The sequence below is a fragment of the Allohoeflea poritis genome (assembly GCF_027889715.1).
GTDB lineage: Bacteria > Pseudomonadota > Alphaproteobacteria > Rhizobiales > Rhizobiaceae > Hoeflea_A > Hoeflea_A poritis.
Window position 1 is genome coordinate 14,997 of sequence record NZ_JAPJZH010000007.1, and the last position, 24,997, is coordinate 39,993.

General features: G+C 61.7%; 25 protein-coding genes. 16 read left to right on the forward strand and 9 right to left on the reverse strand.

What is annotated here, in order from left to right; translation table 11 throughout:
* Positions 1-143: 143 nt before the first annotated feature.
* Both OOZ53_RS12420 and OOZ53_RS12425 read left to right on the forward strand, forming a co-directional pair.
* Positions 144-797: a bifunctional DNA primase/polymerase gene (locus tag OOZ53_RS12420; RefSeq protein ID WP_271089892.1), complete on the forward strand. Its 654-nt coding sequence runs from the start codon at positions 144-146 to the stop codon at positions 795-797.
* Positions 798-801: 4 nt separating this feature from the next.
* Positions 802-1,740: a glycosyltransferase family 2 protein gene (locus OOZ53_RS12425; RefSeq protein ID WP_271089893.1), complete on the forward strand. Its 939-nt coding sequence runs from the start codon at positions 802-804 to the stop codon at positions 1,738-1,740.
* Here OOZ53_RS12425 and OOZ53_RS12430 read toward each other — a convergent pair.
* Both OOZ53_RS12430 and OOZ53_RS12435 read right to left on the reverse strand, forming a co-directional pair.
* A complete protein-coding gene (locus OOZ53_RS12430) occupies positions 1,713-2,207 on the reverse strand; it encodes a hypothetical protein (protein ID WP_271089894.1) in 495 nt (164 codons plus the stop codon). The two genes, OOZ53_RS12425 and OOZ53_RS12430, sit on opposite strands and share 28 nt — an antisense overlap.
* 119 nt (positions 2,208-2,326) lie before the next feature.
* A complete protein-coding gene (locus tag OOZ53_RS12435; protein WP_271089895.1) occupies positions 2,327-3,088 on the reverse strand; it encodes a GntR family transcriptional regulator in 762 nt (253 codons plus the stop codon).
* Between the two features lie 130 nt (positions 3,089-3,218).
* On the opposite strand from OOZ53_RS12435, the gene OOZ53_RS12440 reads away from it, so the two are divergent.
* The 9 genes from OOZ53_RS12440 to OOZ53_RS12480 all read left to right on the forward strand — a co-directional run bounded on the left by OOZ53_RS12440 (position 3,219) and on the right by OOZ53_RS12480 (position 11,301).
* Entirely contained in the window at positions 3,219-3,596 is a 378-nt protein-coding gene (locus tag OOZ53_RS12440) for a TIGR04076 family protein (protein ID WP_271089896.1), read from the forward strand.
* A complete protein-coding gene (locus tag OOZ53_RS12445; protein ID WP_333780595.1) occupies positions 3,589-4,638 on the forward strand; it encodes an aldo/keto reductase in 1,050 nt (349 codons plus the stop codon). Before OOZ53_RS12440 ends, OOZ53_RS12445 begins: the two co-directional genes overlap by 8 nt.
* Complete coding sequence (locus OOZ53_RS12450) at positions 4,635-5,417, forward strand: ABC transporter ATP-binding protein (protein ID WP_271089898.1); 783 nt, start codon at positions 4,635-4,637, stop codon at positions 5,415-5,417. Before OOZ53_RS12445 ends, OOZ53_RS12450 begins: the two co-directional genes overlap by 4 nt.
* Entirely contained in the window at positions 5,410-6,147 is a 738-nt protein-coding gene (locus OOZ53_RS12455) for an ABC transporter ATP-binding protein (protein ID WP_271089899.1), read from the forward strand. The genes OOZ53_RS12450 and OOZ53_RS12455 overlap by 8 nt, the downstream gene beginning before the upstream one ends.
* Positions 6,144-7,055, forward strand: coding sequence for a branched-chain amino acid ABC transporter permease (locus OOZ53_RS12460; RefSeq protein WP_271089900.1), 912 nt, complete (start codon positions 6,144-6,146; stop codon positions 7,053-7,055). Before OOZ53_RS12455 ends, OOZ53_RS12460 begins: the two co-directional genes overlap by 4 nt.
* Positions 7,052-8,044: a branched-chain amino acid ABC transporter permease gene (locus tag OOZ53_RS12465; RefSeq protein WP_271089901.1), complete on the forward strand. Its 993-nt coding sequence runs from the start codon at positions 7,052-7,054 to the stop codon at positions 8,042-8,044. Before OOZ53_RS12460 ends, OOZ53_RS12465 begins: the two co-directional genes overlap by 4 nt.
* Positions 8,045-8,061: 17 nt before the next feature.
* On the forward strand, positions 8,062-9,321 hold the full coding sequence (locus tag OOZ53_RS12470; protein ID WP_271089902.1) for an ABC transporter substrate-binding protein: 1,260 nt from the start codon (positions 8,062-8,064) through the stop codon (positions 9,319-9,321).
* Between the two features lie 47 nt (positions 9,322-9,368).
* Positions 9,369-10,829 (forward strand): aldo/keto reductase, encoded by a 1,461-nt coding sequence (locus OOZ53_RS12475; RefSeq protein ID WP_271089903.1) that lies wholly within the window; start codon positions 9,369-9,371, stop codon positions 10,827-10,829.
* A gap of 184 nt (positions 10,830-11,013) precedes the next feature.
* Entirely contained in the window at positions 11,014-11,301 is a 288-nt protein-coding gene (locus tag OOZ53_RS12480) for a hypothetical protein (protein WP_271089904.1), read from the forward strand.
* A 41-nt stretch (positions 11,302-11,342) separates the two neighbouring features.
* Here OOZ53_RS12480 and OOZ53_RS12485 read toward each other — a convergent pair whose 3' ends face one another.
* The 7 genes from OOZ53_RS12485 to OOZ53_RS12515 form a co-directional block, all read right to left on the reverse strand.
* Positions 11,343-12,413 (reverse strand): ABC transporter ATP-binding protein, encoded by a 1,071-nt coding sequence (locus tag OOZ53_RS12485; RefSeq protein ID WP_271089905.1) that lies wholly within the window; start codon positions 12,411-12,413, stop codon positions 11,343-11,345.
* Between the two features lie 41 nt (positions 12,414-12,454).
* Positions 12,455-14,572 (reverse strand): ADP-ribosylglycohydrolase family protein, encoded by a 2,118-nt coding sequence (locus OOZ53_RS12490; protein WP_271089906.1) that lies wholly within the window; start codon positions 14,570-14,572, stop codon positions 12,455-12,457.
* A gap of 18 nt (positions 14,573-14,590) precedes the next feature.
* Positions 14,591-15,424, reverse strand: coding sequence for a carbohydrate ABC transporter permease (locus tag OOZ53_RS12495; protein WP_271089907.1), 834 nt, complete (start codon positions 15,422-15,424; stop codon positions 14,591-14,593).
* A complete protein-coding gene (locus OOZ53_RS12500) occupies positions 15,421-16,266 on the reverse strand; it encodes a carbohydrate ABC transporter permease (protein ID WP_271089908.1) in 846 nt (281 codons plus the stop codon). Before OOZ53_RS12500 ends, OOZ53_RS12495 begins: the two co-directional genes overlap by 4 nt.
* A 74-nt stretch (positions 16,267-16,340) precedes the next feature.
* Positions 16,341-17,648: an ABC transporter substrate-binding protein gene (locus tag OOZ53_RS12505; RefSeq protein ID WP_271089909.1), complete on the reverse strand. Its 1,308-nt coding sequence runs from the start codon at positions 17,646-17,648 to the stop codon at positions 16,341-16,343.
* Positions 17,649-17,699: 51 nt separating this feature from the next.
* Positions 17,700-18,698 (reverse strand): LacI family DNA-binding transcriptional regulator, encoded by a 999-nt coding sequence (locus OOZ53_RS12510; protein ID WP_271089910.1) that lies wholly within the window; start codon positions 18,696-18,698, stop codon positions 17,700-17,702.
* A gap of 316 nt (positions 18,699-19,014) precedes the next feature.
* Positions 19,015-19,941, reverse strand: a complete 927-nt coding sequence (locus tag OOZ53_RS12515; protein ID WP_271089911.1) for a LysR family transcriptional regulator — start codon at positions 19,939-19,941, stop codon at positions 19,015-19,017.
* Between the two features lie 374 nt (positions 19,942-20,315).
* On the opposite strand from OOZ53_RS12515, the gene torT reads away from it, so the two are divergent.
* From torT to OOZ53_RS12540, 5 genes are read left to right on the forward strand one after another with little or no spacing between them, the layout of a single operon-like run.
* On the forward strand, positions 20,316-21,389 hold the full coding sequence (torT, locus tag OOZ53_RS12520; protein WP_271089913.1) for a TMAO reductase system periplasmic protein TorT: 1,074 nt from the start codon (positions 20,316-20,318) through the stop codon (positions 21,387-21,389).
* A gap of 23 nt (positions 21,390-21,412) precedes the next feature.
* Positions 21,413-22,951, forward strand: a complete 1,539-nt coding sequence (locus tag OOZ53_RS12525) for a sugar ABC transporter ATP-binding protein (protein ID WP_271089915.1) — start codon at positions 21,413-21,415, stop codon at positions 22,949-22,951.
* The gene (locus OOZ53_RS12530) at positions 22,951-23,979 is read left to right on the forward strand and encodes an ABC transporter permease (RefSeq protein WP_271089916.1); all 1,029 of its coding nucleotides are present in this window, start codon (positions 22,951-22,953) and stop codon (positions 23,977-23,979) included. Before OOZ53_RS12525 ends, OOZ53_RS12530 begins: the two co-directional genes overlap by 1 nt.
* Before the next feature lie 14 nt (positions 23,980-23,993).
* Entirely contained in the window at positions 23,994-24,722 is a 729-nt protein-coding gene (locus OOZ53_RS12535; RefSeq protein ID WP_271089917.1) for a LamB/YcsF family protein, read from the forward strand.
* 31 nt (positions 24,723-24,753) lie between these two features.
* Positions 24,754-24,996 (forward strand): acetyl-CoA carboxylase, encoded by a 243-nt coding sequence (locus OOZ53_RS12540; protein ID WP_271089918.1) that lies wholly within the window; start codon positions 24,754-24,756, stop codon positions 24,994-24,996.
* Position 24,997 lies beyond the last annotated feature (1 nt).

Consider the following 24,997-nt stretch of genomic DNA (forward strand, 5'->3'; position numbering starts at 1 on the left):
GCGAATACGCGGTTGCAACGTCGTCAGGACGGTCCATAGTGCCGCAAGGCGTTCAACACCTGAAATGGGTATGCCTGGAACAAGGCTTATAGGCCTGCCGCCATTTACCGGCGGGTTGGGCTGCGAGGGTTTTCGTCGACAATATGGCGGACAAATTTCTGCGTGATGTAATGGACAACGCCCTGTCGTTGTTTCGCCGGGGCTATGTTCCCCTGCCCTTGCGCCACGGCGGCAAGCATCTCGACATCGAGGCAATGGGCTATGCGCCATTGCATTTCAAAACACGGCGAAAACTGCTGAAGGAACTCGCATTCACCTCCCTGTGCTTCCACTTCTCGCAGAAGCCGCCGACGGAGGAAGAGGTTTCGGGATGGTTTACCGGCTTTACCGGCAATGTGGGCATTCTCGGCGGATTTGACGGGTTGCTGGTGCTTGATTTCGACGGTTCCAGCCACTTCAACCAGTGGCGGGCGGACCATGACGAACTGGTTGCCAACGCGCCGGTCGCCCGCTCACCGAACGGCCATCATGTCTATCTGAAAACCGGGACGCCGACGGTCACCTCGAGCATGTATGCCGGCATGCGCAGGATAGGCCATGTGAAGTCTCTGGGCGGATATGTCGTCGCCAGCCCGTCGGTTCTGGCGGGCCGGAAGGCCTATGAGTGGATCCGTTCACCTCTCGACGCGGCGCCGCCGGTTGTCGACGGCCTGCGCTCACTCGGGATCGATGCAGTATCGCCATTCAAGCGCTGCTACGATTCTGTGAGGAAGCGGGGCTATTTCGAGGTCCAATAGAACCTTGTCCGCGGTTTCCGTCATAATACCGGCCCACAACGCCGCGCGCACCATCGGTGATGTGCTGGCCAGCCTGGCACCGGACCGCGATCTGATCGGCGAAATCATCCTGATCGACGACCGGTGCTCCGACGGGACCGCCGAGCGAGCCCATTCCGCAGCCGGAGCGCTGAAGCTGCCCCTGACGGTCCGTTGCGTGCAGGCGGGGAGCGCCGGGGCGGCAAGAAATGCCGGGCTCGAACAGGCATCGTGCCCGTTGCTATATTTTATCGATGCAGACGACATTCTGCTGGCGGGCGGTTTGGCAAAGCTTGCAGGCGCGCTGGAATACGGCGCAGGCCTTGCCATCGGAACCTCCGTGCGGGTGACGCCCGGGCAAGAGGATCTGGTCCGGGTGCCTGCGGGATACGGTGGCAATGTAACGGACAATGCGGATCTGTATCTGCTCAACGGCGCACCGCCCATATCCATGGGAAGCGGACTGGTGCGCGCCGAGGCTCTCGCCGATATCCGCTTTCCGGAAACAATCACCATTGATGAAGACACCTGGTTCTGGAGCGCGCTGCTCGCCACCACCAGCGTGGCCGTCACGGCAGATCCCGTATTGCACTATCACCTGGATGGCCGGCGCACGGCTGGCCGATATCTCATCCAACCCAAACGGAACTGGCTCGCCATCTGCCATGCCTTCCGCCGCTTGCGCCGATACGGCGTCTCCGCCGATGTGCTCAAATGGCGGCGCGCCTGGATCGCACAGCGCTTTGCCCGGCAATTGATCAAGAACGGACAGCATGGCGAGGCGATATCCATGCTGCGGCCCGTACGGGCTCATCCGGTGCTCAGGAGGGAATGGCGGACGACACGGTACCGTTTTCTGTCCCGCACCGGGCGCATTTTGCACCCCGTTCCCTGGCGTCAATCGGACTTCGGCACGGGACGGTGATAGCCCGGGCCGATGACTGTCGGTTCATCAGGCATGATGTCATCGTCGATATTGGAGCTGATCGAGAAGGCATGGTTCCAGAAGGGTTCGCCGGTGCCTGTCCTGCGCAGCTCCAGTGTGACCGCATAGGGAACACCCGCCCTGACGCCGCGCATGGACGGGCTGCGAACGGAGATGGAACGGTCCGGCAGGCCGATCTGCCGGGTCACAACGAAGGGCGTATCGCCGGATGGATTTTCGAAGGTGACAACGAGCATGGTGCCGACCGGAATGGGTTTTCCCGGCACCGCGGTGAATCCCATGTAGATATCGGAGACGCGGTAGTTGAAAATGAAACTGCCGCCGAGAACCCGCAGATAGGGTTTTTCGCCCGGATCGTCTCTCAAAAGAAGAATCGCGACAAGCAGAACAGCGCAAAAACCAGCGGCCGCAAAAGCAATCCAGCCCATTCTGATTTCGCCGCGCATGGTGTTCCACCGATCCGAATATCCAAATCCCCGCGATCCTACGCCATGGATGGCCCACACAAAACCGGAGCCCGAACAAGCCTGACTGACGTTGCGGCCCGGACCGGCCGAAGACCGTCCTAATCGGCGCTGTCCTGGGTGTAAGCGTCGAGAATATCGAAGGACCGCGAGATATCGGCGACAAGCGCCTGTTTGGCGGCCAATGCATCGCCGTCGCGGGCGGCGGCGATGATGCGGCGGTGGTCCTTGTGGCTGCCGCGGATATCGGGATCGATCGTGTAGTGGATCAGGTTCAGGAACGGCCCATATTGCAGCCACAGGCTCTCGACGAAGCGGAAGAGCGTCGGCGATCCGCCGATCCCGTATAGGGAAAAGTGAAACTTCCGGTTCGACGTCAGCTCGTCGATCGGCGTCTTGGGGTTCTTTGAAACGGCCCCGTCCAGTATGGACCCGAGTGCGTCTAGATCATGCGGTGTCGCCCGGGCGACCGCCATCTCGGTTATCATCGATTCGATACCGATGCGTGCCTGCCTGAGATCGATCAGGTGGGCGCGTCGAAGCGGCGGGACTCGCAGCGCCCGCCCTGGTGCGTCAATCAGCGCACCTTCCGCCACGAGCCGCCTGACCGCTTCGCGCACCGGCGTGATGCTGGTTTCAAAGCGGTCCGCCAACTCACGCAGGTTCAAATAATCTCCGGGGGCAAAATAGCCCACCATGAAAGCATCCTTGAGCTGGTCATAGACCAGTTCGCGCAGGTTTACCTGCCGTGCCGGACCGAGACCCGGCATGCCGCTCGCCGGCTCCATATCCGGCCTGGCCGATCCGATTTCGGCCTTTTCGAACGATGTTTCCGGGAATTCCGCAGCGCTTTCCTGGCTCACATGGCTCTCCCGCTTCTCAAGTGCGCGGCAACGGTTGCTTCGATCCACCGGGCTGAACTTGACTTTTCGGCCGGTGCGGCGCACCTTTTCGTGTAAGATATCACAAATAACATATCACAAAAAGACGGGGATGCCAGTGGAGGAAAGACCTTTCGAGCTTTTTGACCTCAAGGTCGAGGTCGTAGCCGGCGACAAGCCGATGGTCTGCAACCATCCGGAAGGCGCCTATTTCCTGGTCGAGGGCGAGAACCTCGTTTTCCCCGATGTCGACCGGTTTCCCATGTATCCGCTGGCCGCATTGCTGCCGTTCCTGCCCGCCAAACAGCGGGTGACGGACGACAATGACTGGATGACCACGGATGCGGAGATTGCCTGCCCGGACCCCCATTGCGGCGGCCGTTTCCGTATCACCCGGCTGAAAAAGCGCCGCTTCACCCACGCCGGCACATCCGGCCTGCCCGATGCGCGCGGCACGCCCTACTGGCAAAAGGCGGATGACAATGGCTGAACTGGTATCGCTGCGTCCCGGTTACGAATGCTCCCAGATCATCAAGGGCGGATGGCAGCTTGCCGGCGACCACGGCCCCGTCGACCGGCAGCGCTCCATCGCCGATATGGAACGCTTCTTCGATGCCGGCATCAACGCATTCGACTGCGCCGACATCTATACCGGCGTCGAGGAGATGATCGGCACGTTTGTGGGTCATATGCGCCAGAGCCGTGGCGAGGAGGCCGTCGACCGGATCAAGGTACACACGAAGCTGGTGCCCGATTTCGACCGCCTTGCCTCGGTCACGCCGGCCGATATCGAAGCCATCATCGACCGGTCGCTGCGCCGGCTGCAGCTGGAGCGCCTGCCGCTTGTCCAGTTCTACTGGTGGGACCTGTCAGTCGGCCGCCCCCATGAAGTCCTCGCGTGCCTCAAGGACATCCAGGCCAGGGGAAAGATCCAGCATCTGGGCGCCACCAACTGGAGCGAGGCGGCGATGCAGCCCTTCATCGATGCCGGCATGGACCTGGTCTCCTCACAGGTTCAGTATTCGCTGCTGGACCACAGGCCGGCCGGTGCCTTTACCGACTGGTGTGCGTCGAACCGGATGCTCATCCTCGCCTATGGAACGCTGGCGGGCGGTTTCCTGACCGAACGCTGGCTCGGTGCAGCCGATCCGGGTTTCGCCTTCGAGAACCGGTCGCTGGTCAAATACCGGCTGATTATCGACGAGTTCGGCGGCTGGCCGCTGTTCCAGGATCTCCTGCATGCGCTCAAGTCCGTCGCCGACCGGCACGGAGTCACGATCGGCGCCGTGGCCAGCCGCTGGGTCATGGACCAGCCGCAGGTCGGCGCGGTCATTATCGGCGCGCGCACCGCCGACCATCTCGCCGAAACCAAAACGATCTTCGACTTGCGGCTTGACGACCGCGACCGCGCGGCGATCACCGCCGTGCTCGACCGCCGCACCGGCCCGAACGGCAGGATATACGGCCTTGAAAGCGACAAGACGGGCCGCCACGGCCGGATCATGAAATACAATCTCGGGGGCGTTCGGTGACCGCCGCCGCTCCGGACCTGCTTGAGACACGCGATGTCAGCGTGTCGTTCGGCGGCTTCAAGGCCGTGGACCGGGTCTCGCTCAACGTCAAGGAAGGCTCGATCACCGGGCTGATCGGGCCGAACGGCGCCGGCAAGTCGACCCTTTTCAATGCCATTGTCGGCGAACAGGCATGCGACAGCGGCTCGATCCGCTTCCGGGGCAAGGAGATCGGCGGGCTGACGCCGGACGGCGTCTATCATCACGGGTTGGCGCGGACCTTCCAGATCCCCAAGCCGTTTGCCGCCATGTCGGTTTTCGAGAATCTGATGCTCGCCGCCCCGGACCAGCCGGGCGAGCATTTCTGGGTTCCCGTCGTTGCGCGGCGCAGGATCGACCGGAGAGAAAGCGAGATCGCCGAAAGGGCGCGCGAGGTCCTCGCCTTCACGACCCTTGAAAGCGTCGCCGAGGAGGCTGCCGGCCAACTGTCCGGCGGTCAGCAGAAGCTCCTGGAATTGGCGCGCGTGCTGATGAGTACACCGAAGATGATCATGCTCGACGAGCCGGCGGCCGGGGTCAATCCGACCCTGACGCGGGTGCTCATCGAGAAGATCGAGCAGCTCAACGCGGATGGCTGCACATTCCTCGTCATCGAGCACGACATGGATCTTGTCATGCGCCATTGCCACACCATCGTGGCCATGTCGAACGGCCGCATCATCTATGAGGGCGACGCGGCCGGCGCCCAGTCCAACGAGACACTGCTGAACGCCTATCTGGGAGCGACGGTCGATGCCTGACGCCGCGCCGTTCCTGAACGTGTCGGACTTTACCGCCGGATACAAGCGCGGCCTGCCGATCCTGCACGGCGTGTCGATGCATGTGAACAGCGGCGAAATCGTTACCGTCATCGGACCGAACGGCGCCGGCAAATCGACCCTGATCAAGGCCATCGCCGGCCTCGTCATTGTCGAAGGCGGCGCGATAACGCTGGAAGCACGGAACCTCCTCGGCATCGCCCCGGACCGTCTCGGCCGGTTCGGCCTGTCCTATGTGCCTCAGACCGCCAACATATTCACGACGCTGAGTGTATCGCAGAACCTGGCGCTCGCCGCCCGGCGCTGCCGGGCAGCGCCCGAAACCCGCATCGCGGCCATGCTGGATCTGTTTCCGGCCCTGGCGGAACGCCGCTCCGTGCGCGGCGGCGGGCTTTCCGGCGGCCAGCGACAGGTGCTGGCCATCGCCATGGCGCTGATCGCCGAGCCACGCATCATCCTGATGGACGAGCCGACGGCGGGGCTGTCGCCCAAGGCAAGCCAGGATGTGCTTGAACTGATCGGCAAGATCGCCGGCGACGGCGTATCGGTGCTGCTCGTCGAGCAGAATGCCAGGATGGCGCTGGGCATTTCCGACCGGGCCTACATCCTTGCCGACGGCCAGAACCAGATGGACGGCCCGGCGGGCGATATTCTCGATGACCCGGCGGTCGCGGAAATCTATCTCGGCGGCAGGCGAAAGGGGGCGGCATGATCCAGGCCCTCTTTGACGGCGTGCTGGTCGGCTCGATCCTCTCGCTCGGAGCGATCGGACTGACCCTGGTGATGCACATATTGCGGTTCGCCAATTTCTCCCATGCCGAGCTGCTGTCGGTCGGCGCCTATTGCGCGCTCACATTCGATGCCGTGCTTTCAGGCATCGCGCCGCCGCTCGCCAATCTGATCGGTCCGTTTTCCATGTCGGCGGCGCTGGCGCTTTCAACCCTGGCAGCCGCCATCCTGACCGGCTTCACCGCCGTGCTTATAGACCGGCTCGTCTTCCGCCGGCTGCGCGACACGGCCGGGCCGCTGACGATGGTCTTCGCCTCTTTCGGCGTCGCGCTGATCATGCGCAACCTGATTGCCCTTGTCTTCGGCCTGCGGACGGAGCGCTTTACCGACGCGATCTCCTTCGCCACGATGGTCAGCAGCGATCCGTTGCTGCTGATCAAGCCGGACCAGGTCGCGATCCTGCTTATCGCCGTTGCCGCGATGGCCGCGCTGCACCTTCTGCTGACCCGCACGACGCTTGGATTCGCGCTGCGCGCGGTCGCTGAAAATCCGACGTTGGCGCAAGTCAACGGTATTGCCCTGCCCTCCATGATCCGGCTGACCTGGATCATCGGCGGCGGGCTCGCCGCCATCGCAGGCGTGCTCTACGGCATCGACAACCAGCTCAGCCCGGTCATGGGACGCGATCTCGTCCTGTCGCTGTTTGCCGCCGCCATCGTCGGCGGGCTTGGCAGCGTGACGGGTGCGATGCTCGGCGGCTTCATCGTCGGGCTCGCCTCCTCCTTCGCCATCCTGCTGCTGCCGGCGGGTTACAAACCGGCGATCCCGTTCCTCGTCATACTGGCGACACTCTACATCCGCCCCAACGGCCTGTTTGGAGAGGCGCGATGATCGGGTTCGTTTCTTATCTCGTGTTCTTCCTGACGATTACCGCGATCCTTGCCATCGCGGTCCTCGGTCTGAACCTGCAATGGGGCAATGCCGGCATCTTCAATGGCGGTGTCGTGGCCTTCTTCGGAACCGGCGCATACATCATGATCATCCTCGGCGGGCCCGAGCGCGGCGGCGAGTTCGGCGGCTTCGGCCTGCCCTGGCCGCTCGCCTTGGCCGGCGGCGCCGCGGCGGCCGGCCTGCTGGCAATCCTTGTCGGCCTTGCGACGACGCGACTGCGGCACGACTATCTGGCGATCGCCACATTCGGCATCGCCATCGCCATCGAGGCCTTCGTGCGCAATGCCACTTACCTTACCGGCGGCGCCAAGGGCATTCGCGGCTTCGAACGCCCGCTTGAGGCGCTGATCGACAATCCGTTCCTCTACAGCCTGTTTTTCCTGGCGCTGGCGGTCGTGTTGCTCATCATTGTCTATGCCGGCCTTTCGAGGCTCGTTTCATCGCCCTATGGGCGGCTGCTGCGGGCCATTCGCGAAGACGAGACGGCGGCCCGTTCACTGGGCAAGAACCCGGCCCGCGTGCGCCTCGAAGCTTTTGTTATCGGTGCGGTGATCATGGGGCTTGCGGGCGGGCTTTACGCCACGTTCTACGCCTTCATCAGCCCGCAAGACCTGGCGCCGATCCTGACGTTCCAGATCTGGGCGATGCTGATCGTCGGCGGCGCCGGCAACAATCTCGGCGCGATGCTCGGCACCTTCGTCGTCTGGGGTTGCTGGGTTGCCAGCGGCTATGTGCTCTCGAGCCTGGCGCCGCAGGAGCTTCAGCTCTATGCGGGAACGCTTCAATATATTCTCATCGGCCTGATCATCGTCGTTACGCTGCTGATCAGGCCGCGCGGGCTTTTGCCCGAAAGGCTGCAGGTCACCAAACGGCCGGGCCCACAGAACACCGGTGTGATCAGCAACGCCGGCGAGCAATATCAGAGCTGAACAGAGGGAGAATGACAATGCATTCCGGACTGAAAACACTCATCGGCGCGACTGTTGTCACCGCCGGCCTGTGGGCCATCCCGGCCATGGCGCAGGACTGTACGACCAAGATCGGCGCCGTCCTGCCCACCTCGGTCGACTGGGGCCGGCCCATCGCCGAGACGGCGGCCTTCGCGGTCGACCTCTTCAACGTCGCCGGCGGCGTCAAGGGCTGCAAGGTGGAGATGATCCTGCGCGACACGCAAACCGATCCGAAGGTCGGTGTCGACGCGGCCAAGGCGCTCGTGGACCTTGAAAAGGTGCCGGTGCTGCTCGGTGCGGTCTCCTCCGGCGTTTCCATGCCGATCCTCACTTCGGTGACGGTGCCGTCCAAGGTCATGCAGATGTCATGCTGCTCGTCGTCAACGGCATTCACCGCCGTCGCCAGCGAAGGCAAGACCGACGGGCTGTGGTTCCGCACCTTCGCCACCACCCGTAACCAGTCGGCGGTGGCCGCCCTTCTCATCAAGGAGCGCGGCTACAAGAATGTCGCCATTTTCTACAAGAACGATGACTGGGGACAGGACATCGGAAAACTGGTCAAGGCCGATCTTGAAAGCATGGGCGTGACCGTTCCCGCCTCCATCGCGATAACCGACGGCCAGTCCTCCTACCGCTCGGAGGTCACCGAAGCGCTCAAGAGCCAGCCGGAGGCCATCTACATGGCACTCTATCCGGCCGAAGGCGCCTTGGTCACACGCGAGTGGATTTCGCTTGGCGGAACGCAGAAGATGGTGGTCGCAAACTCGCTCAAATCCGACGAGTACCGCGACAGCGTCGGCCTGCAATATCTGGGTGAGACCGTCGGTCACGACAGCGCCCAGCCGCGCACGGACAGCGCCCGGGGCTTCGTCGAACTCTACAAGGAACAGTTCAACGCCGAACCCAGCGGTCCCGGTCTGCCGAACAGCTTCGATGCGGCGATGATCGCCATGCTCGCCATGGAAGCTGCTCCGGACGCCAGCGGCCCGTCGATCGCGGCGTCCGTGGCAAAGGTGACGGATCCGGCCGGCGAGCCGATCTTTCCGAACGCCGAGGGTCTGAAAAAGGCCAAGGAACTGCTCGGCGCCGGCAAGACCATCTCCTATCAGGGCGGAACCGGACCGGTGAAGTTCGATACGAATGGCGATGTCTCGGCACCGGCCGTGGCCTGGAAGTTCGACGAATCGGGCACGCAGGAAGTCCAGTACTTCACGCTCGACGAGGTGGACGCGTTTATCTCCTCACTGGAGAACTGACCCTGTCGCCCGGCCTCTGGCCGGGCGTCCTTGCGGAGCGAATATCAATGGCGGCAAAACCCGAGCGAACAGAGCTTGCACCCGGTCTGGAGGCAAGCCGGATCATCACCGGCCTGTGGCAGGTCGCGGACATGGAACGCGGCGGGACACTGCTCGACCGCGTTCCGGCCGCCGGCGTGCTTGTCGACTATGCGGATGGCGGTTTCGACACGTTCGACATGGCCGACCACTACGGATCGGCGGAACTGATCAGCGGCGAAGCGCGCCGAACACTGCTCCAGCGGGACGGCAACACACATGCGAAATTCCTGACGAAATGGTGTCCCGAGCCGCACGAGACCTCACCGGATGCGGTGCGCGCCGGTATCGCCAGAAGATGCGAACGGCTTGGCGTTGAGACGATCGATCTCTTGCAGCTGCATTGGTGGTCATTCGAATATCCGGGATATCTGGACGTGATGGACACGCTGATGCGCCTCAAACAGGAAGGCGTTATCGCGCATATCGGCCTCACCAATTTCGATACCGACCATCTCTACCTTCTCCTGCAACAGGGATACGAGATCGCCACGAACCAGGTCTCCTGCTCGCTGCTCGACCGCCGCGCGACCGGTGAACTCAGCGATCTGTGCCGCGAACGCGGCGTCAGGCTTCTGGCCTACGGGACGCTGGCAGGCGGTTTCATGTCGGAAAAATGGCTCGGAGCGGCCGAGCCTTCCTCCATCGCCGACTGGAGCAAGATGAAATATGCGCGGTTCATCGAAACCGTGGGCGGCTGGCCTGCCTTCCAGGACCTGCTTTCCTGCCTCGACCGCATCGCAAAGCGGCACGGCGTTTCCCTCGCCAATGTCGCGACGCGCTGGGTGCTGGACCAGCCCGCCGTCGGCGCCGTCATCATCGGTGCGCGGCTGACCCAGTCCGAGCACCGCTCATCCAACAGCGATGTCTTCACGTTTTCACTCGACAGGGATGACCACGAGGCGATTGCGGCGGTCACCGGTCGGATGACACCCGTCCCGGGCGACTGCGGCGACGAGTACCGCCGGCCGCCCTATCTGACCGCCTCCGGCGACCTGACGGATCATCTGAGCGACTTGCCGCCGGCCTTCGAGGTGATTGAAACGAATGGCCGCCGGCGAGCGCTTTCCGGCAGCGAATGGGAACCGGTCGCCGGCTACTGCCGCGCGGTGCGCAGCGGAAACCGCATCCTTGTCAGCGGCACGACGGCGACCCATGGCGAGAGCCGGGTGGTGTGCCCCGGCGACGTGCGCGGCCAGACCGTCTACATCCTCGACAAGATTCTGGGCGCCATCACCTCGCTGGGCGGAAGGCGTGAGGATGTCATACGCACACGCATCTATCTCAGCGACGCAGACCAGTGGGAGCCGGCTTCGCGCGTTCATGGCCGCTATTTCGGAACGGTCCGGCCGGCCAACACACTTGTGGAGATCGGCCGGCTCGTCGGCGACTATGAAATCGAGGTCGAGGCGGAAGCGGAACTGCTCTGAAACAACGCTGCGAAATGTAACGGAGTGTGGCAACGGCCACAGTCGCATACCGGTCGCCCGACTAAGCTCACAAAGACTTTATTGGACGCATCGCTCGCGTTTCGCTCTATGCTGCTCTGATGCATACAACCGTTGTTTATTCAGGGATCAAGGAATTTTGCGGGGACACGAAAAGGATTTCGAGATGTTGCCCAAATCTACTCCGCAAATGGCACTCTTGCTGTTTCACAACGCCATCGGCCGCGCCTATGGCGAGGTCACGGCGCTCGGCTGGCAAGGCTGGCTGACGGAAGGCGAGATCAGGCGCATCGAAGAAGATGCGATCGCCATGATCAGCGAGGGCGAGACACTGCCCGAAACGCTGCAGGATTTCGACCCCGGTCCGGCAATCGAGGACGCGCAGGTGCTGGCGCGGGAGTTCTTCACGATCATCCGCACGTCCCGAACACGACAGCCGATCAATTTCCAGTAGGCGGCGACCGTGACAATTCCAGTATCGGCCCACGGCCCTTGTCATTCACGAATGCGCTCGCCTGTTTCGCGGTCAAAGAGCAGCATGGTGCCGGTTGGAAAGCCCAGTTTCATCTTGTCGCCGTAAGCGGCATCGAGGCGCTGGTTGGTCACCGCCACGATCTTCTGGCTTCCGTGGTTGGCAATGATATGGGTTTCCGAGCCGGTATGCTCCACAACTTCGACCGACATCTCGACACCTTCTTGCCCAAACAAAAAATGCTCCGGACGAACACCTATGGTAACCGGCGTTCCCGAGGGACGCGAACACCAGGCCGGCGCCGTGATCTTTGCGCCGGACTGCAAGACAAGCGATCTTCCACCATCACCGTCCATGATCTCGGCTTCCATGAAATTCATGGCCGGTGAGCCGATAAAGCTGGCGACAAAGGTATTGGCGGGATCGTCGTAAAGTTTGAGCGGTGCGCCCACCTGTTCGATCTTTCCGCCGTTCAGCACCACGATACGGTCGGCCATGGTCATGGCCTCGACCTGATCGTGCGTCACGTAGATGGATGTGGATTTGAGCCGCTGGTGCAAAGCCCGGATTTCGGCGCGCATGGCGACACGCAGCTTGGCATCCAGGTTGGAAAGCGGCTCGTCGAAAAGAAACACCCGCGGGCTTCTGACAATGGCGCGTCCCATCGCCACACGCTGGCGCTGTCCGCCGGAAAGCGCCTTCGGCTTGCGCTCCAGCAAATCGTTGAGCCCCAGAATGTCCGCGGCCTCGCGCACGCGCCGCTCCTTCTCCGCCTTGCTGCTGCCCGCCAGGGTCATGGAAAAGGCCATGTTCTCGGCCACGGTCATGTGCGGATAAAGCGCATAGTTCTGAAAAACCATGGCGATATCGCGCTCCTTGGGAGCCGTGTCGTTGACGACCTGACCCGCGATGGAAATCGTTCCTTCGGTGATGTCCTCAAGGCCGGCAATCATGCGCAACAATGTGGATTTGCCGCATCCGGAAGGGCCGACCAGGACGACGAACTCGCCTTCGTGGATTTCAGTCGATATGTTCTCCAGCACCTTGACCGCACCGAAGCTCTTGCTCACCGAGGACAGCGTTACTGACGCCATTGCTTTCTCCACGTCCTTTTGATTGTAACCGGGCGACGCTGTCAGGCGGCGGGGGATATTCTGATCCTGTCCGCCGAAACCGCGCCTTCGGTCACCAGCAGGCCCATCGCGCCGGATGCGAGCTCCGGTCCGCTGTCAATCTTGGCTTCCAGCGTCGCGCCGTTGACGGTCGCATGAACGCTCTTTCCCCTGACCGTCAGCTTGACCGGGATGGGCGTCTCGAACTCAAAATCGATCGGTCCGCTGGCCAGCGTGGTGGTCTCGTCGTCGAACTGGCGCACCAGCGCCATTTCGCCCTTGCGGTCGAGCACGACAGCATAGTAGCGCTTTCGGCCCTGCGCGCGTGCGATCACACCGGCGTTGCTGCCGGCATGAATCATGATTTCAGTATCGACCTCGAAATCGTTCCAGTCACGCGCGCCCTGGAGGATCAAGCCCGTTCCCCGGCCATTCGACATCCGGAAACTCTGCCTGAACCGCTTTGAAAAGAACTGGCAATCGCTGACCCAGGCGCGCCACCAGAAATCGCCATCGCCCTCGGGACGCTTGAGTTCCATCTCGGGCACGCCCGACCAGGTCATCCAGTCGACCAAAACCGTGCCGTCGGCGCGCCGGCCGGCCGCCCTTATCGTCAGTCCAACCTCGGCAATCGGCTGACCGCCGGTTTCCGGCAGCCGCCATTCGAGGACCCTTTCCGCACCCGGCGCCAGAGTTTGCGGGTCGGCTTCGATGACATCGATACCGTCGGAACTGTTGTAGATGCCGACCGCCAGCGCCACCGTTACATCGCCCTCGTTCTCCCGGCTGCCGGCAATGCGCGCCGAAAGTGTCTGGCCGGGATACACGCAAGGGCTTGCCATCAGGTCATAGGTCCGCATCTGCGTCACCTCGGGCGGCGTGAAGGTCGGCGTCATGGCAACGACCTCCAATCCGTCGGCCAGTGCCGTGTAGCGCAGGCCGAGCGCGCGTCCCTCCTGGAAACCGACATTTTCGACACGGCTCGCCTCGCAGGTTTCAACGGACTGTTTGATCGCGAAGCCCTGTGTTGAACCCGGAAGGGAGAAATGGAAGCGCGCGCCCTGTTTGGGCGCGTCATAGGCCGGCGCGCCGGCCAGCGCCGCGCCGAGATTAGCCAGATAGTAGGATGTGCGCACCGCATCGGTGATCGCGTTGCCGCCATCCGCGGAGGAAATCAGCATCCGGTCCGAGATCGGCCCGCGCCAATCCGGGCCGTTTTCAATACCCTCCAGCCCCAGCATTATTCCCTGCAGGCAGCCCAGGTTTCCGGCGTTGCAGTCCGTGTCCCAGCCGCTGGTGTTGACGATCATCTGTCCGCGATGAAAGTCATCCGGCGCGTGAAGAAGCGCCATGACCATCAGCGCATGATTGGGGACCACATGGCAGTTGCCCGGATATTTGTCATAGCCGTAACTGTCCTCGATCTTCTGGCGCGTCTGGGTCCAATCGTTGGCCTCAGCCGCCCAGCGGCGGATATCCCCGATCAGGCGTGAAATCAGGCAATCGGAGGGTATGACCGAAAGTCCCGTGTCCAGCAGGTGATCGACATCACGGGAATTGAAGGCCTCTGCCTCCATCGCGGCCCAGAGCATCGCCGCATGGACGGATTCGCCGTCATGGCTCACCTTACCGGCCTGCTCCGCCAGACGGGCAGCCACCTCCGGCCGGCCCGGCGCGACCAGAGCCCATCCGTCGATGAAAATCTGCGCACCGATCTGCTCGGCCACCGTGGCCCCGTTCGTCTCGATCGATCCGCTCGCCGGGGCAGGCATGCCCTTGTCCAGATTGAGCCAGGCCGTATGTTCGGTGGAGTTGCCGGCCCCGCCCCACCAAAGGATCGAGCGTTCCTCGACAATGTAGTTGAGCCAGACCTTGCCGATTTCCTCTGCAGACAGGTCCTCCGACAAACGATGATCCTCGAGGGCGCGGACGAATGTAAAGGTGCCCGCAACGTCATCGTCCGTGATCACCAGGGGATCGCCGAGCCGCTCGTGCACATAATACCGGATTGGCCCCAGTTCACGCATGATGCGCTGATAGGTCCAACCTTCGAAGGGACGACCGAGGTAAACGCCGATCAGCTTTCCCAACACGCCGGCATAGACGCGCTCAAGATAGTCAGGTGGAAGTTTGTTGCTCATTTGGTTGTGGACCTCTCGTTAACCTTTGACGGAGCCGCCGGTCATGCCTTCGATGAACCTGCGCTGCAGGAATATGAACAGGGCGACGACGGGAAGGACGACAATCGTGGCGCCGGCCATGAGCTGGCCCCAGTCCGTTGTGTACTGACCCGAAAACAGGAAGAACGAGACGATCGCAGTCATGCTCCCCTGCCCCTGAAGGAATGTCGTTGCGATCAGAAATTCGTTCCAGGTGTTCAGCCCGACGATCAGGGCGACGGTCAGGATGCCCGGCCAGACGATCGGCAACATGACGCGGGTGAACACCTGCCAGTGGGTCGCGCCGTCGATCAGCGCCGCCTCTTCCAGTTCTTTCGGCACGGCAAGAAAATATGTCCGAAGCAGCATGATCGAAAACGGGCTGAAGATCGCGCAATAGATCACCGACACTGCAAAGACATTGTCGATAAGCCCAAGCCGGGCGAAGCCGAAGTAAAGCGGAAACAGGAACAATTGAATCGGCGCGGTGGTCGTTGCCAGCAGATAGCCCGTGACCAGTCGCCACGACTTGATCTTCTTGCGCGCCAGAACGTAGGCCGTCATAGAGCCGGACCCGCAGACCAGGATGATGGTCATCACGGTCAAAATGGCCGAATTCAGAAACGCCGTACTGAAATTCCCGTCCCGCCAGGCCCGCGTGTAGTTGTCCCAGCGAATTTCTTCCGGAACTGCCAGCGGGCTGCGAATGACCTCCGGCGCTGCTTTCAGCGAATTCAGCAGCATGAGCGCGATGGGAAACAGCGTAATGAATGCCGCCATGCCCAGGACCACATAGGTCAGGGTCAGTGTCGTCCGGTTGTCAGCGCCGTTCATAGGTCACCGTCCTTGGCCTGCGCCCGAATGTAGAAGAATGTCGCCACCAGGCCGAATAGGCTGATGACAAGAGCTGTTGCAGCGGCCTTGCCCACATTCAGATCATAGAAGGCAAGGCGATAGGCCATTGTGGAAAGCACTTCGCTGGAATAGGCGGGACCGCCCCGGGTCATGATAAAGACAAAGTCAAACACCAGGAACGACCAGATCACCGTCATGATCATCATCAGCATGATCGTCGACTTGATTCCGGGCAGAAGCACATAGCGCAGCATCTGGAAGAATGTTGCACCTTCCAGCCGCGCCGCCTCGATTTGCTCCGCGGGAACCTGGCGCAGCGCAGCGAAGAAAATCACCGCGAGAAAGCCCCACCAGTGCCAAAGATCGACCGCCGCGACGCCATAGAGCGACGTGGCCGTCTTCGTCAGCGGATTGGTGAGATGAATGCCGAACTGCTCCAGCCAACCGAAAATGCCGCTGACCGGATTGAAAATCATGCCCTGCCATACCCTGGCCGTGATGACCGTGGCGATGATGATCGGCAGGAAAAAGATCACTTGAAGCAGGATCCGGCCCCTGCTTATGAGAAGCAGCATCGACGCGACCAACAGCGCGAATCCGATCGGAATCGTCAGAAAAATCGCCGTCCAGATGATGTTGTTCGTAAGCGCCCGCCAGAAGACACGATCGCCGGCCAATGCCTGAAAATTGTCAAATCCGACGAAGACCGGCTGACTTATGCCGTCCCACCGAAAGAAAGCCAGCGCAATCGTCAGGATTGCCGGCAAGAGAATGATCGACAGGTTGATTGCAAGCGTCGGGATCAGATAGAGCCGATGCATGGATTATCTCCAGTGGGCAAGGGAGACAGAGCGGCGGGCCCGCCGCTCCGTTCGTTCGCTGGAATGCCGGGTTATCAGCGGGCCGGTATCGCAGGCACCTTGCCTTCGGCCAGTTCGGACTGGAACGTCTCGTCGATCTGGGCCAGATAGTCTTCCACCGACACGTTGCCGAACCAGACCTCCTCGATACCCTGGATCACGAAATTCGCAGTGGCCGGGGGCAAAAAGGTCCAGGTTGTGTAGCCATACTGGTTCTTGTCCACGGCCGAGGCCAGGTCGGACATGGCTTCACCATATTGCGGAATCTTTCCTTCCGAAATCGAGACCGCACTGAGATCCCGGAGCGGCGTGTTCCATTCGCCCTTCCAGACTGAATTCATCGCACCGTAGAAGGTGTCGCCGAAAATATAGTCGATGACGGCTGCCGCCCCGTCAGCCGCATCGGAATTGGCGGCGATGGAAAAGGTGGAGCCGATGCCAAGCGGATAGATCGGCGCAGGCAGCCCATCCGCACTCGGGAAACCGATGAAGGCGATTTCATCCTCCCGGCCGTCAAAATAGGTCGGGACCCACTGAAAACTCCAGGTGCCGGTCGGCGCCATGGCCGCCCTGCCGTCGGAAATGGTGGCAAAGGCCTGCTCGGTGGTCAGCGAAAGATAGTCAGGTCCGAAATATCCCTTGTCCCACCATTCCTTGAGCTTCGATATCGCATCCACAAATGGCTGCGACGTCCAGGGAATCTCGCCTTTGAGCGCCTTGTAGGTGTTCTCAGGGCCGGCAATGGAGTTCCACACCAGCGAGACATACCATTCATTTGTTCCCTGCCAGCTTGCGTTTCCGGCAGCGAACGGAACGATTCCCTTGGCGATCATCTCATCGGCCAGGGTCTCCATCTCCGAAATGGTCGTGGGGGCTTGCCAGCCATTATCGGCGAACATCTTCGTGTTGTAGAACAGACCCAGCGTTTCGTAGGTTTTCGGCAGGGCGTAAAGCTTGCCGTCATATCTTCCGAGTTCCAGAAAAACCGGCAGAAGACGATCGTTCCATCCGTATTTCTCGGCATAGCCGTCGAGCGCCATAAGCTGGCCGGCCTGGGCCATGGACGCCACGAAAGCCGGCCCCGGAGTCATGACCACATCCGGACCGCGGCCCGAGAGCATGGCGATACGCAACTGCTTGTCCAGTTCGCTGCCGCGATAATCGATGACAACTTTTGCATCCGGGTTCGATGCCTCAAAAGGCTGAACCAGGATTTCATCCAGCGCCCGGCGCTGCTCGGGGTTGGCGTTTTCGTACCACCAGCTGATTTCCTCGCCGGCGGCCGGCAGCGTTGCTGAAAATCCCAACGCGATCGCGGCTGTCAATATTTTTGCAGGTCTCATTTGTTTCCTCCGTTTTGGTCTCGTCTGATGCGAGACGTTCCTGTTGAAACTTCACGTCGAGCTGCGCTCGACAATTCTGTAAGCCAGTTCGTGGGCCGTGCCCGGCCCATCCTCTCCCCCGTCCAGTCTCGACAGGAGGCACTGGGCCGCCCGCCTGCCGATTTCGGCTTGCGGCTGTGACACGGTGGTAAGGGGCGGATAGGCCAGCGATGCCACGGGAATGTCATCGAACCCGATGACTGCGACCTCATCGGGCACCCGCACGCCGTTCGAGTGCAGCGCGTGCAGCGCACCGATGGCCATGTAATCGTTGACCGCGAATATGGCGCGAGGCCGGTCGCTGCCGCCGATCAGTTCGCATGCCGCGGCAAAACCACCTTCCTCATTGAGTGATTTGGCCATTGCGGTCTCGATCTTCGCACCGCGGCTTTTGGCCCTGCCCTCGAATCCACGCACCCGAACGGCACTGGGCTCCCCGGGACCCGATACGATCCCGAGCGATTCATAGCCCTTGTCCAACAAAAAATCGGCGGCAGCGATCGATGCCGCGTGGTTGTCGACATAGATATTGTCGATCGGGAGCGCGCCACCAACCTTTTTCGATATCTCGATCCTGGAAATTGAGATGCCGCCATCGATCAGCGGAAGAAAATCCGGAACCCGCAAATAGAAAAAGGCGCCGATGACACCGTCGACCCGGCCGGCCTGCGCCCAGTCGATGAAGCGACGCTCCCGGTCGGGCGAACCTTCACTGTCATAGATCACAATGTCGTAGTCATGGGCCTCCACAACCTCCCGCACACCGCGAATGAGCGACGGATAGAAGGGGTTGGTCAGGTCCGGCACGACACAACCGATGGTCAGCGTACGGCCGCTTTTCAATGCCTGGGCGGCACGGTTCGCACGGTATCCCAAGGCCCTCGCCGCGGCTTCGACGGCATCGACCGTCTGCGGCGACAGTGTCTTGCGGCCCTCCGGGCTGAGCGCCAGTGAAACGGCAGCCTGGGAGACCTTAGCCAGTTCTGCAACCTGTTTTTGCGTGACGGCCATGCGACGCACCTGGTTTGAATTGATACGTATCAATAGATAATTAATACGAATAAGTAAAGCGATAAACTGAGAGAGCGCAGAGAATCAATCTTGCAAGCGGTTAGCGATCGCCGGGATTGAAGGAGGTTACACGGCCGCGCTCAAACGCGAAAAACACAAGGTTGGCAAGGAGAAAATCGCAATCGACAGGATGTTTCCGCCAACCGGTCAACAGCCGCTTGCGGACCGTAGAAATCCAATGGCGCGCCGCAGCGTGGACACCGCGCGACAACAGCGCTCATAGCAATACGAGCGGCGAATACCCGGTGCCTGGGGTTCAGTCCCGACCGGAGCCGAATGACTGGTCGGAGCTGAGGGCCAGGTGCATGAAGTCGATGAAAGCGCGGGTTGCCGGGCTCAGCTCCGCCCCGTTTGACCACGCCAGGCCGACATCCATGGTGGGAACGGGGTCCGCAACCGGCATGACCTCGACGCGGCGCCCTTCCAGCGACCAGGGCCTGTAGACCATGTCCGACAGGATGGCGATACCCATGGCGTTGGCGACCATGGAACGTACCGCCTCCACCGACGAGGTGCGGAAGATGACCTTGGGGCGGTAGGGGCTGCGGTTCCAGTAGCGCTGCGCCGTATTGCTGGCCTCGTCGACCGTCAGCATGATGTAGGGCTCGCCGGCAACGTCCTGCAGAGAAACGCTCGGGCGCTCCAGAAAGCGGTGCTGCGCATCGAGCCACAGGCGCCGCCGCGACCGCAGCAATGTGTCGTAGGAGATGTCCTCCTGGTTGATGATGTTCGATGTCAGCATGACCGCCAGATCGAAGGTTCCCGCTGTCAGTCCCTCCTCGATATCGGGACGGTCCGCCTCGCTCATCCGCACTTCCACATTGGGAAAGCCGCGCGTGAACCGCGCCAGGTGCGAGGGCAGGAAGTAGCCGAGAACCGTGTAGCTGACGGCGAGCTTCACATGGCCGCGCACATCGTCGCGGATGCGCCGCGGCAGACGCACCGCCTCGTCGACCGTCGCAACGATATGTCGGGCGTGGTCGAGAAACAGGTTTCCCTCATAGGTCAGGCTGACGCCGCCGGAATGGCGCTCGAACAACGGCGCGCCGATGGATTCCTCAAGCGATTTGATGGCGGCGGTCACGGCCGACTGGGATACGTTGATGTCCATTGCGGCGCGTGAAACCTGCCCCGCATTGGCCGCGGCGATGAAATAGCGGATCTGCTTGAGTGAAATATCCATCTTGATTTCCGATTCGACTTACCAACTGAATCAATAATCTCGGAAACCGGCATGCCCGATATTGTCGACAACGGAGCGGCTTCCTATCGAAACGGACACAATGCCCACTCGATCTAAATATTGATTTTACTGAATAATCTTCTACCCACTTTGCGTTCGATACCGGATAAGGATGAAATTTTGCCCATGTGGTTCAAAATTCATCCTGAATCTGTTTTTCCGATTTTATACAGTTCAAATTCATATTTTACAATAATACCGATCCGGTCCAACCTAATTGCCGCCAATGGGAGCGGATGGCGTCCTCGGACAACCGCACCGGCCAAGACGACCGGACGGCCAAACATCCGCCACGGATTTCGGGAGCACACGGAATGACGAAGACAATTCAGAAACTATTGATATCGGCCGCGATCACGACCTGCATGACGGCCGGTGCCGCGGCGGAGAACTGGTATCCCTACCCGGTTGAGGTCTGGGACCCGCCGTTCAACATGGAAAGCCCGCGCTCGACCATGGACTACAAGCCCCTGCCGGCCGCGTCCAAGCCCTGGGAAATCTGCGTGTCCTTTCCGCATATGAAGGATGCGTACTGGCTGGGTGTCGATTACGGCGTTGCGCAGGAAGCCGAGCGCCTCGGCGTCAAGATGCAGCTTGTCGAAGCCGGCGGATATACCGAGCTCAACAACCAGATCTCGCAGATCGAGGATTGTGTCGCGGCCGGCGCCAATGCGGTGATCATCGGGGCCATCTCGTTCGACGGCCTCAACAACATCGTCAAGGAAATATCCGACAAGGGCATCCCGGTCATCGATGTGATCAACGGCATGTCCTCATCGGACCTGTCGGCCAAGTCGCTGGTCTCCTTCGGGGAGATGGGCGGCAAGGCCGGGTCGTTCCTGGCAGGGCTGCATCCGTCCGGCGGCGAGAAGGCGAAGGTCGCGTGGTTCCCTGGACCGGCAGGCGCCGGCTGGGTCGAGGCGGGCAATACCGGCTTCACCGGCGCCATCGAAGGCTCGGCCATCGATCTGGTCGAAACGAAATATGGCGACACGGGCAAGGAAGCCCAGGCCAAGCTTGTCGAGGACACGCTGGAAGCCCATCCGGATCTCGACTATGTCGTCGGCACGGCGGTGACGGCCGAAGCCGCCATCCCGATCCTGAGAGCACGCGGTCTGACCGACAAGGTGAAGGTCGTTTCCTATTACTATACGCCCGGTGTCGATCAGGGCATCCGCCGCAAGCAGATCCTTGCCGCGCCGACGGATTCGCCTGTCATCCAGGGCCGCATCGCGGTCGACCAGGCGGTGCGCATCCTCGAAGGCGAACCGTTTGAGAAACATGTCGGTCCGGCTCTGAAGATCGTCACACAGGACAATCTGGCCGATTTCGACCCGTCCTCGACGCTCGCGCCGAGCGGCTTCAAGCCGGTCTTCCGGGTCAACTGATCCCGCCCGGAAGGTCCAAGATCATGTCCTCCCACGACAGAGAAGATGCGCATCCGGGTGATGCGCATCTTCTTCTCGAAGCGATCAACGTCACCAAGCAGTTTCCCGGCGTCAAGGCGCTGGACGGCGTCGACTTCGAATTGCGGGCCGGTGAAGTGCACATCCTGTTCGGCGAGAACGGGGCCGGAAAATCGACGCTGATTTCGATGATCGCCGGCGCCGCGCGGCCGACCTCCGGCGAATTCCGCTTCAACGGATCGCCCGTGCATCTGAACTCGGTGCACGAAGCACGCGCGCTCGGCATCAGCGCCGTCTTCCAGGAGTTCTCGCTGATCCCGCAAATGAGCGTGGAGGAGAACCTTTTCCTCGGGGCGGAGGAGACGCGATCCGGCATATTGCAGAAACGCGCCCTGCACCGGCGCGCCACGGAAATCCTGAAGGACCTCGACTTCCACCTGCCGGTCAATCTGCCGGTCTCGCGCCTGACGCGCGCCGAACAGCAGATGGTCGAGATCGCCAAGGCGTTCCGGTCCGAACTTTCCGTCCTCGTCCTGGACGAGCCGACCGCATCGCTGACGCAGCACGAGACGGAGCAGCTTTTCAGGCTGATCGCCCGCCTGAAGGCGGACGGTGTCGGCATTATCTATATCACTCACCGCATGTCCGAGATCCGCGAGATCGGCGACCGCATCACCATTTTGCGCGACGGTCATTACATCGATACGGTGGACGCCAAGACGACTTCCGAAGACGAGCTGGTGCGGCTGATGACCGGCCGTGTCGTCGGCCAGATCTTTCCGACGGTCAGTTACAATCCGCAGCAGACGCTGCTCGAGGTGTCGGACTTGGCAACAGCGGACAACGGGGTGCGCGGTGCGTCCGTGACCGTACGCCGCGGCGAAATCGTCGGGCTGGCCGGACTTGTCGGCTCCGGCAAATCGAAATTCACCCAGGCCTGTTTCGGCGCGCGTCAGATCGCTTCCGGCATGGTCAAGTTCAAGGACGAAGACGTCACCGGCCTGTCGACGCGCAAGATGCTCGACCGGGGATTTCTCTATCTGCCGTCCGACCGCAAGAATGACGGGCTGATGATGATGCGCCCGGTGCGCGAGAATGTGAGCCTGGCATCGCTGACGCAAAGGCCGGTCTCAAACGGTCTTGTGCTGAGTGCCGGCGGCGAGACGCGCATGGCGACGGAGCTCGCCGAACGGCTGCATCTGTCGCCGATGCGCATCGAGCGCACGGTCGAGCATTTTTCCGGCGGCAATCAGCAAAAGGCAATGCTGGCGCGCAGCCTGACGCGTGAATTCGATCTCATCGCTTTCGACGAGCCGACGGTGGGCGTCGATGTCGGCACCCGCGCGGCCATCTACCGGTTCATTGCCGAGCTTTGCGAGAACGGCGCCGCGATCCTGCTGATCTCGTCCGATCTGCCGGAAATCCTCCACCTTTCGAACCGCGCCTATGTCTTTTACCGCGGCCAGGTCCAGGCAGAACTCGAAGGCGCGCAGATCACCGAGGAGAACGTCCTCAAGCATTTTTTCGAACGGGAGGCCGCGTAATGGCGAGCGAGGCAAGCATGAGCGCCGATAACAGGATCAATATCTCCGACCGGCTCAAACGGCTTTTCATCCGGCTCGGCATCCTGCCGTTCCTGCTGGTGATCGCGGTCATCGTCTTTTCGCTGATGTCGGACAATTTCCTGACCGGCCGCAACCTGATGAACGTGCTGCGCCAGTCGGTCTATCTGACCATCGTTTCGCTCGGCCAGATGCTGGCGCTGCTGACCGGCGGCTTCGACCTGTCGGTCGGAACGATCGTCGCCCTGTCCTCCGTCGTCGGCGCACTGGCCATGGCAACGGCCTTCGCGGCCATGCCCGAAATGGTCTGGCTGGCCATTTTCATCGGTTGCTTCGCCGGCATTCTCGCCGGAACCATGGTCGGGGTCGTCAACGGCATCGGCGTTTCGCTGTTCAACGTCTCGCCCTTCATGATGTCGCTGGGCATGGCCTCGGTCGGCTTCGGCATCGCGCTCTACCTGACCGGCGGCGTTCCCGTCTACGGCATGCCGCAGCAATTTGGCGATATCTTCGGCTTCGGCGCGCTGGCCGGCATACCCGTGCCCGTCTATGTCGCGGCGATCATCATCCTTTGTCTCTACCTGTTCCTGAACTGGACCCCGTTCGGCCGCTACTTCTACGCGGTCGGCGGCAACATCAAGGCGGCGGGACTTTCCGGCATCAGCACCCGTGCCACGCTGTTCTGGACCTATGTGTTCTGCGCGGCGATGGCGGCGGTTGCCGGCATGCTGCTCACCGCGCGGCTCGATACGGGCGAGGCCAATATCGGCGCATCCATGCCGCTCGAATCGATCGCCGCCTGCGTGATCGCCGGCGTCAGCCTGCGCGGCGGCGTGGGGCGCGTCGAGAACGTCGTCCTCGGCGCGCTGTTCATCGGCCTCGTCCAGAACGGCATGAACCTGGCGCGCATCGAATCCTACCTGCAAACGGTCGTCCTCGGGGCGCTGCTGATCCTGGCGGTCATCGCCGACCAGATCAGGCTGCGTTACGTGGCGTCCCTCAAGCGCTGATCCGGAGGCACCTTATGTCTGTCGATATCAATTGCGACATGGGCGAGAGCTTCGGCATCTACCGGGTGGGCGACGACGAAGCGATCATGCCGCACATCACCCAGGCCAATATCGCCTGCGGCTTCCACAGCTCCGATCCCAATCACATGCGGGCCGCAATCGAGCTGGCGCGGCGGCACGGGGTCAAGGTAGGCGCTCATTTCTCGCTGCCGGACCTGGCCGGCTTCGGCCGCCGGGAGATGACGATCGACCGGGAGGAGATGGCCAATATCATCATCTACCAGATCGGCGCACTGAAGGGGTTCCTGGACGTCGCGGGCATCCCGCTCAGCCATCTCAAGCCGCACGGCGCGCTCTACGGAATGGCGGCGAACCGGGAGCATATCGCGCATGGCGTTGCCGACGCGGCGGAACATTTCAGGGTCCCGCTGCTGGGCCTCGCCGGCACGCTGCACGAGGAAATCTACACGGCGCGCGGGCTCGAGTTCCAGGCGGAGTTCTTTTCCGATCTCGACTATGACGATGAGGGCAAGCTGATCATCACCCGCGAGCACGCGGCCGTCGATCCCGAGGAAGCGGCCCGGCGCACGGTGCGGGCGGTGACGGACGGGCTGGTACGCTCGGTCGGCGGCAAGGATCTGCCAGTGCGCGTTCAGACGGTCTGCGTCCACTCCGACACGCCCAACGCGGCGGCGGTCGCCCGCAGCGTCCACACCGCGCTCGAACCCTATCTTGCCGCTTGACCGGCAATTCGAAACACGACTGGAGAGACCAATGGCAAAACAGGAAATCCGCTCACCGCTTCCCGGCACTTTCTACCGCAAGCCTGCGCCGGACCAGCCGGAATTCAAGGCACCGGGCGATCATGTGGCAAAGGGCGACGTGATCGGACTGGTCGAGGTGATGAAGTCATTCCACGAGATCCGGTCCGATTTCGAAGGCACGCTTACGGGCTTCGTGGTTGACAATGAAGACGCCGTGACACCCGGACAGGTGCTTGCCGAAATCGAAAGCTGAG

Bases quoted from the DNA above. Each gene is read 5' to 3' on its own strand.
- OOZ53_RS12420 (WP_271089892.1), top strand. From the start codon at position 144: ATGGCGGACAAATTTCTGCGTGATGTAATGGACAACGCCCTGTCGTTG.
- OOZ53_RS12430 (WP_271089894.1), bottom strand. From the start codon at position 2,207: ATGCGCGGCGAAATCAGAATGGGCTGGATTGCTTTTGCGGCCGCTGGT.
- OOZ53_RS12440 (WP_271089896.1), top strand. From the start codon at position 3,219: ATGCCAGTGGAGGAAAGACCTTTCGAGCTTTTTGACCTCAAGGTCGAG.
- OOZ53_RS12445 (WP_333780595.1), top strand. From the start codon at position 3,589: ATGGCTGAACTGGTATCGCTGCGTCCCGGTTACGAATGCTCCCAGATC.
- OOZ53_RS12455 (WP_271089899.1), top strand. From the start codon at position 5,410: ATGCCTGACGCCGCGCCGTTCCTGAACGTGTCGGACTTTACCGCCGGA.
- OOZ53_RS12460 (WP_271089900.1), top strand. From the start codon at position 6,144: ATGATCCAGGCCCTCTTTGACGGCGTGCTGGTCGGCTCGATCCTCTCG.
- OOZ53_RS12465 (WP_271089901.1), top strand. From the start codon at position 7,052: ATGATCGGGTTCGTTTCTTATCTCGTGTTCTTCCTGACGATTACCGCG.
- OOZ53_RS12470 (WP_271089902.1), top strand. From the start codon at position 8,062: ATGCATTCCGGACTGAAAACACTCATCGGCGCGACTGTTGTCACCGCC.
- OOZ53_RS12475 (WP_271089903.1), top strand. From the start codon at position 9,369: ATGGCGGCAAAACCCGAGCGAACAGAGCTTGCACCCGGTCTGGAGGCA.
- OOZ53_RS12480 (WP_271089904.1), top strand. From the start codon at position 11,014: ATGTTGCCCAAATCTACTCCGCAAATGGCACTCTTGCTGTTTCACAAC.
- OOZ53_RS12485 (WP_271089905.1), bottom strand. From the start codon at position 12,413: ATGGCGTCAGTAACGCTGTCCTCGGTGAGCAAGAGCTTCGGTGCGGTC.
- OOZ53_RS12490 (WP_271089906.1), bottom strand. From the start codon at position 14,572: ATGAGCAACAAACTTCCACCTGACTATCTTGAGCGCGTCTATGCCGGC.
- OOZ53_RS12495 (WP_271089907.1), bottom strand. From the start codon at position 15,424: ATGAACGGCGCTGACAACCGGACGACACTGACCCTGACCTATGTGGTC.
- OOZ53_RS12500 (WP_271089908.1), bottom strand. From the start codon at position 16,266: ATGCATCGGCTCTATCTGATCCCGACGCTTGCAATCAACCTGTCGATC.
- OOZ53_RS12505 (WP_271089909.1), bottom strand. From the start codon at position 17,648: ATGAGACCTGCAAAAATATTGACAGCCGCGATCGCGTTGGGATTTTCA.
- OOZ53_RS12510 (WP_271089910.1), bottom strand. From the start codon at position 18,698: ATGGCCGTCACGCAAAAACAGGTTGCAGAACTGGCTAAGGTCTCCCAG.
- OOZ53_RS12515 (WP_271089911.1), bottom strand. From the start codon at position 19,941: ATGGATATTTCACTCAAGCAGATCCGCTATTTCATCGCCGCGGCCAAT.
- torT (WP_271089913.1), top strand. From the start codon at position 20,316: ATGACGAAGACAATTCAGAAACTATTGATATCGGCCGCGATCACGACC.
- OOZ53_RS12525 (WP_271089915.1), top strand. From the start codon at position 21,413: ATGTCCTCCCACGACAGAGAAGATGCGCATCCGGGTGATGCGCATCTT.
- OOZ53_RS12530 (WP_271089916.1), top strand. From the start codon at position 22,951: ATGGCGAGCGAGGCAAGCATGAGCGCCGATAACAGGATCAATATCTCC.
- OOZ53_RS12535 (WP_271089917.1), top strand. From the start codon at position 23,994: ATGTCTGTCGATATCAATTGCGACATGGGCGAGAGCTTCGGCATCTAC.
- OOZ53_RS12540 (WP_271089918.1), top strand. From the start codon at position 24,754: ATGGCAAAACAGGAAATCCGCTCACCGCTTCCCGGCACTTTCTACCGC.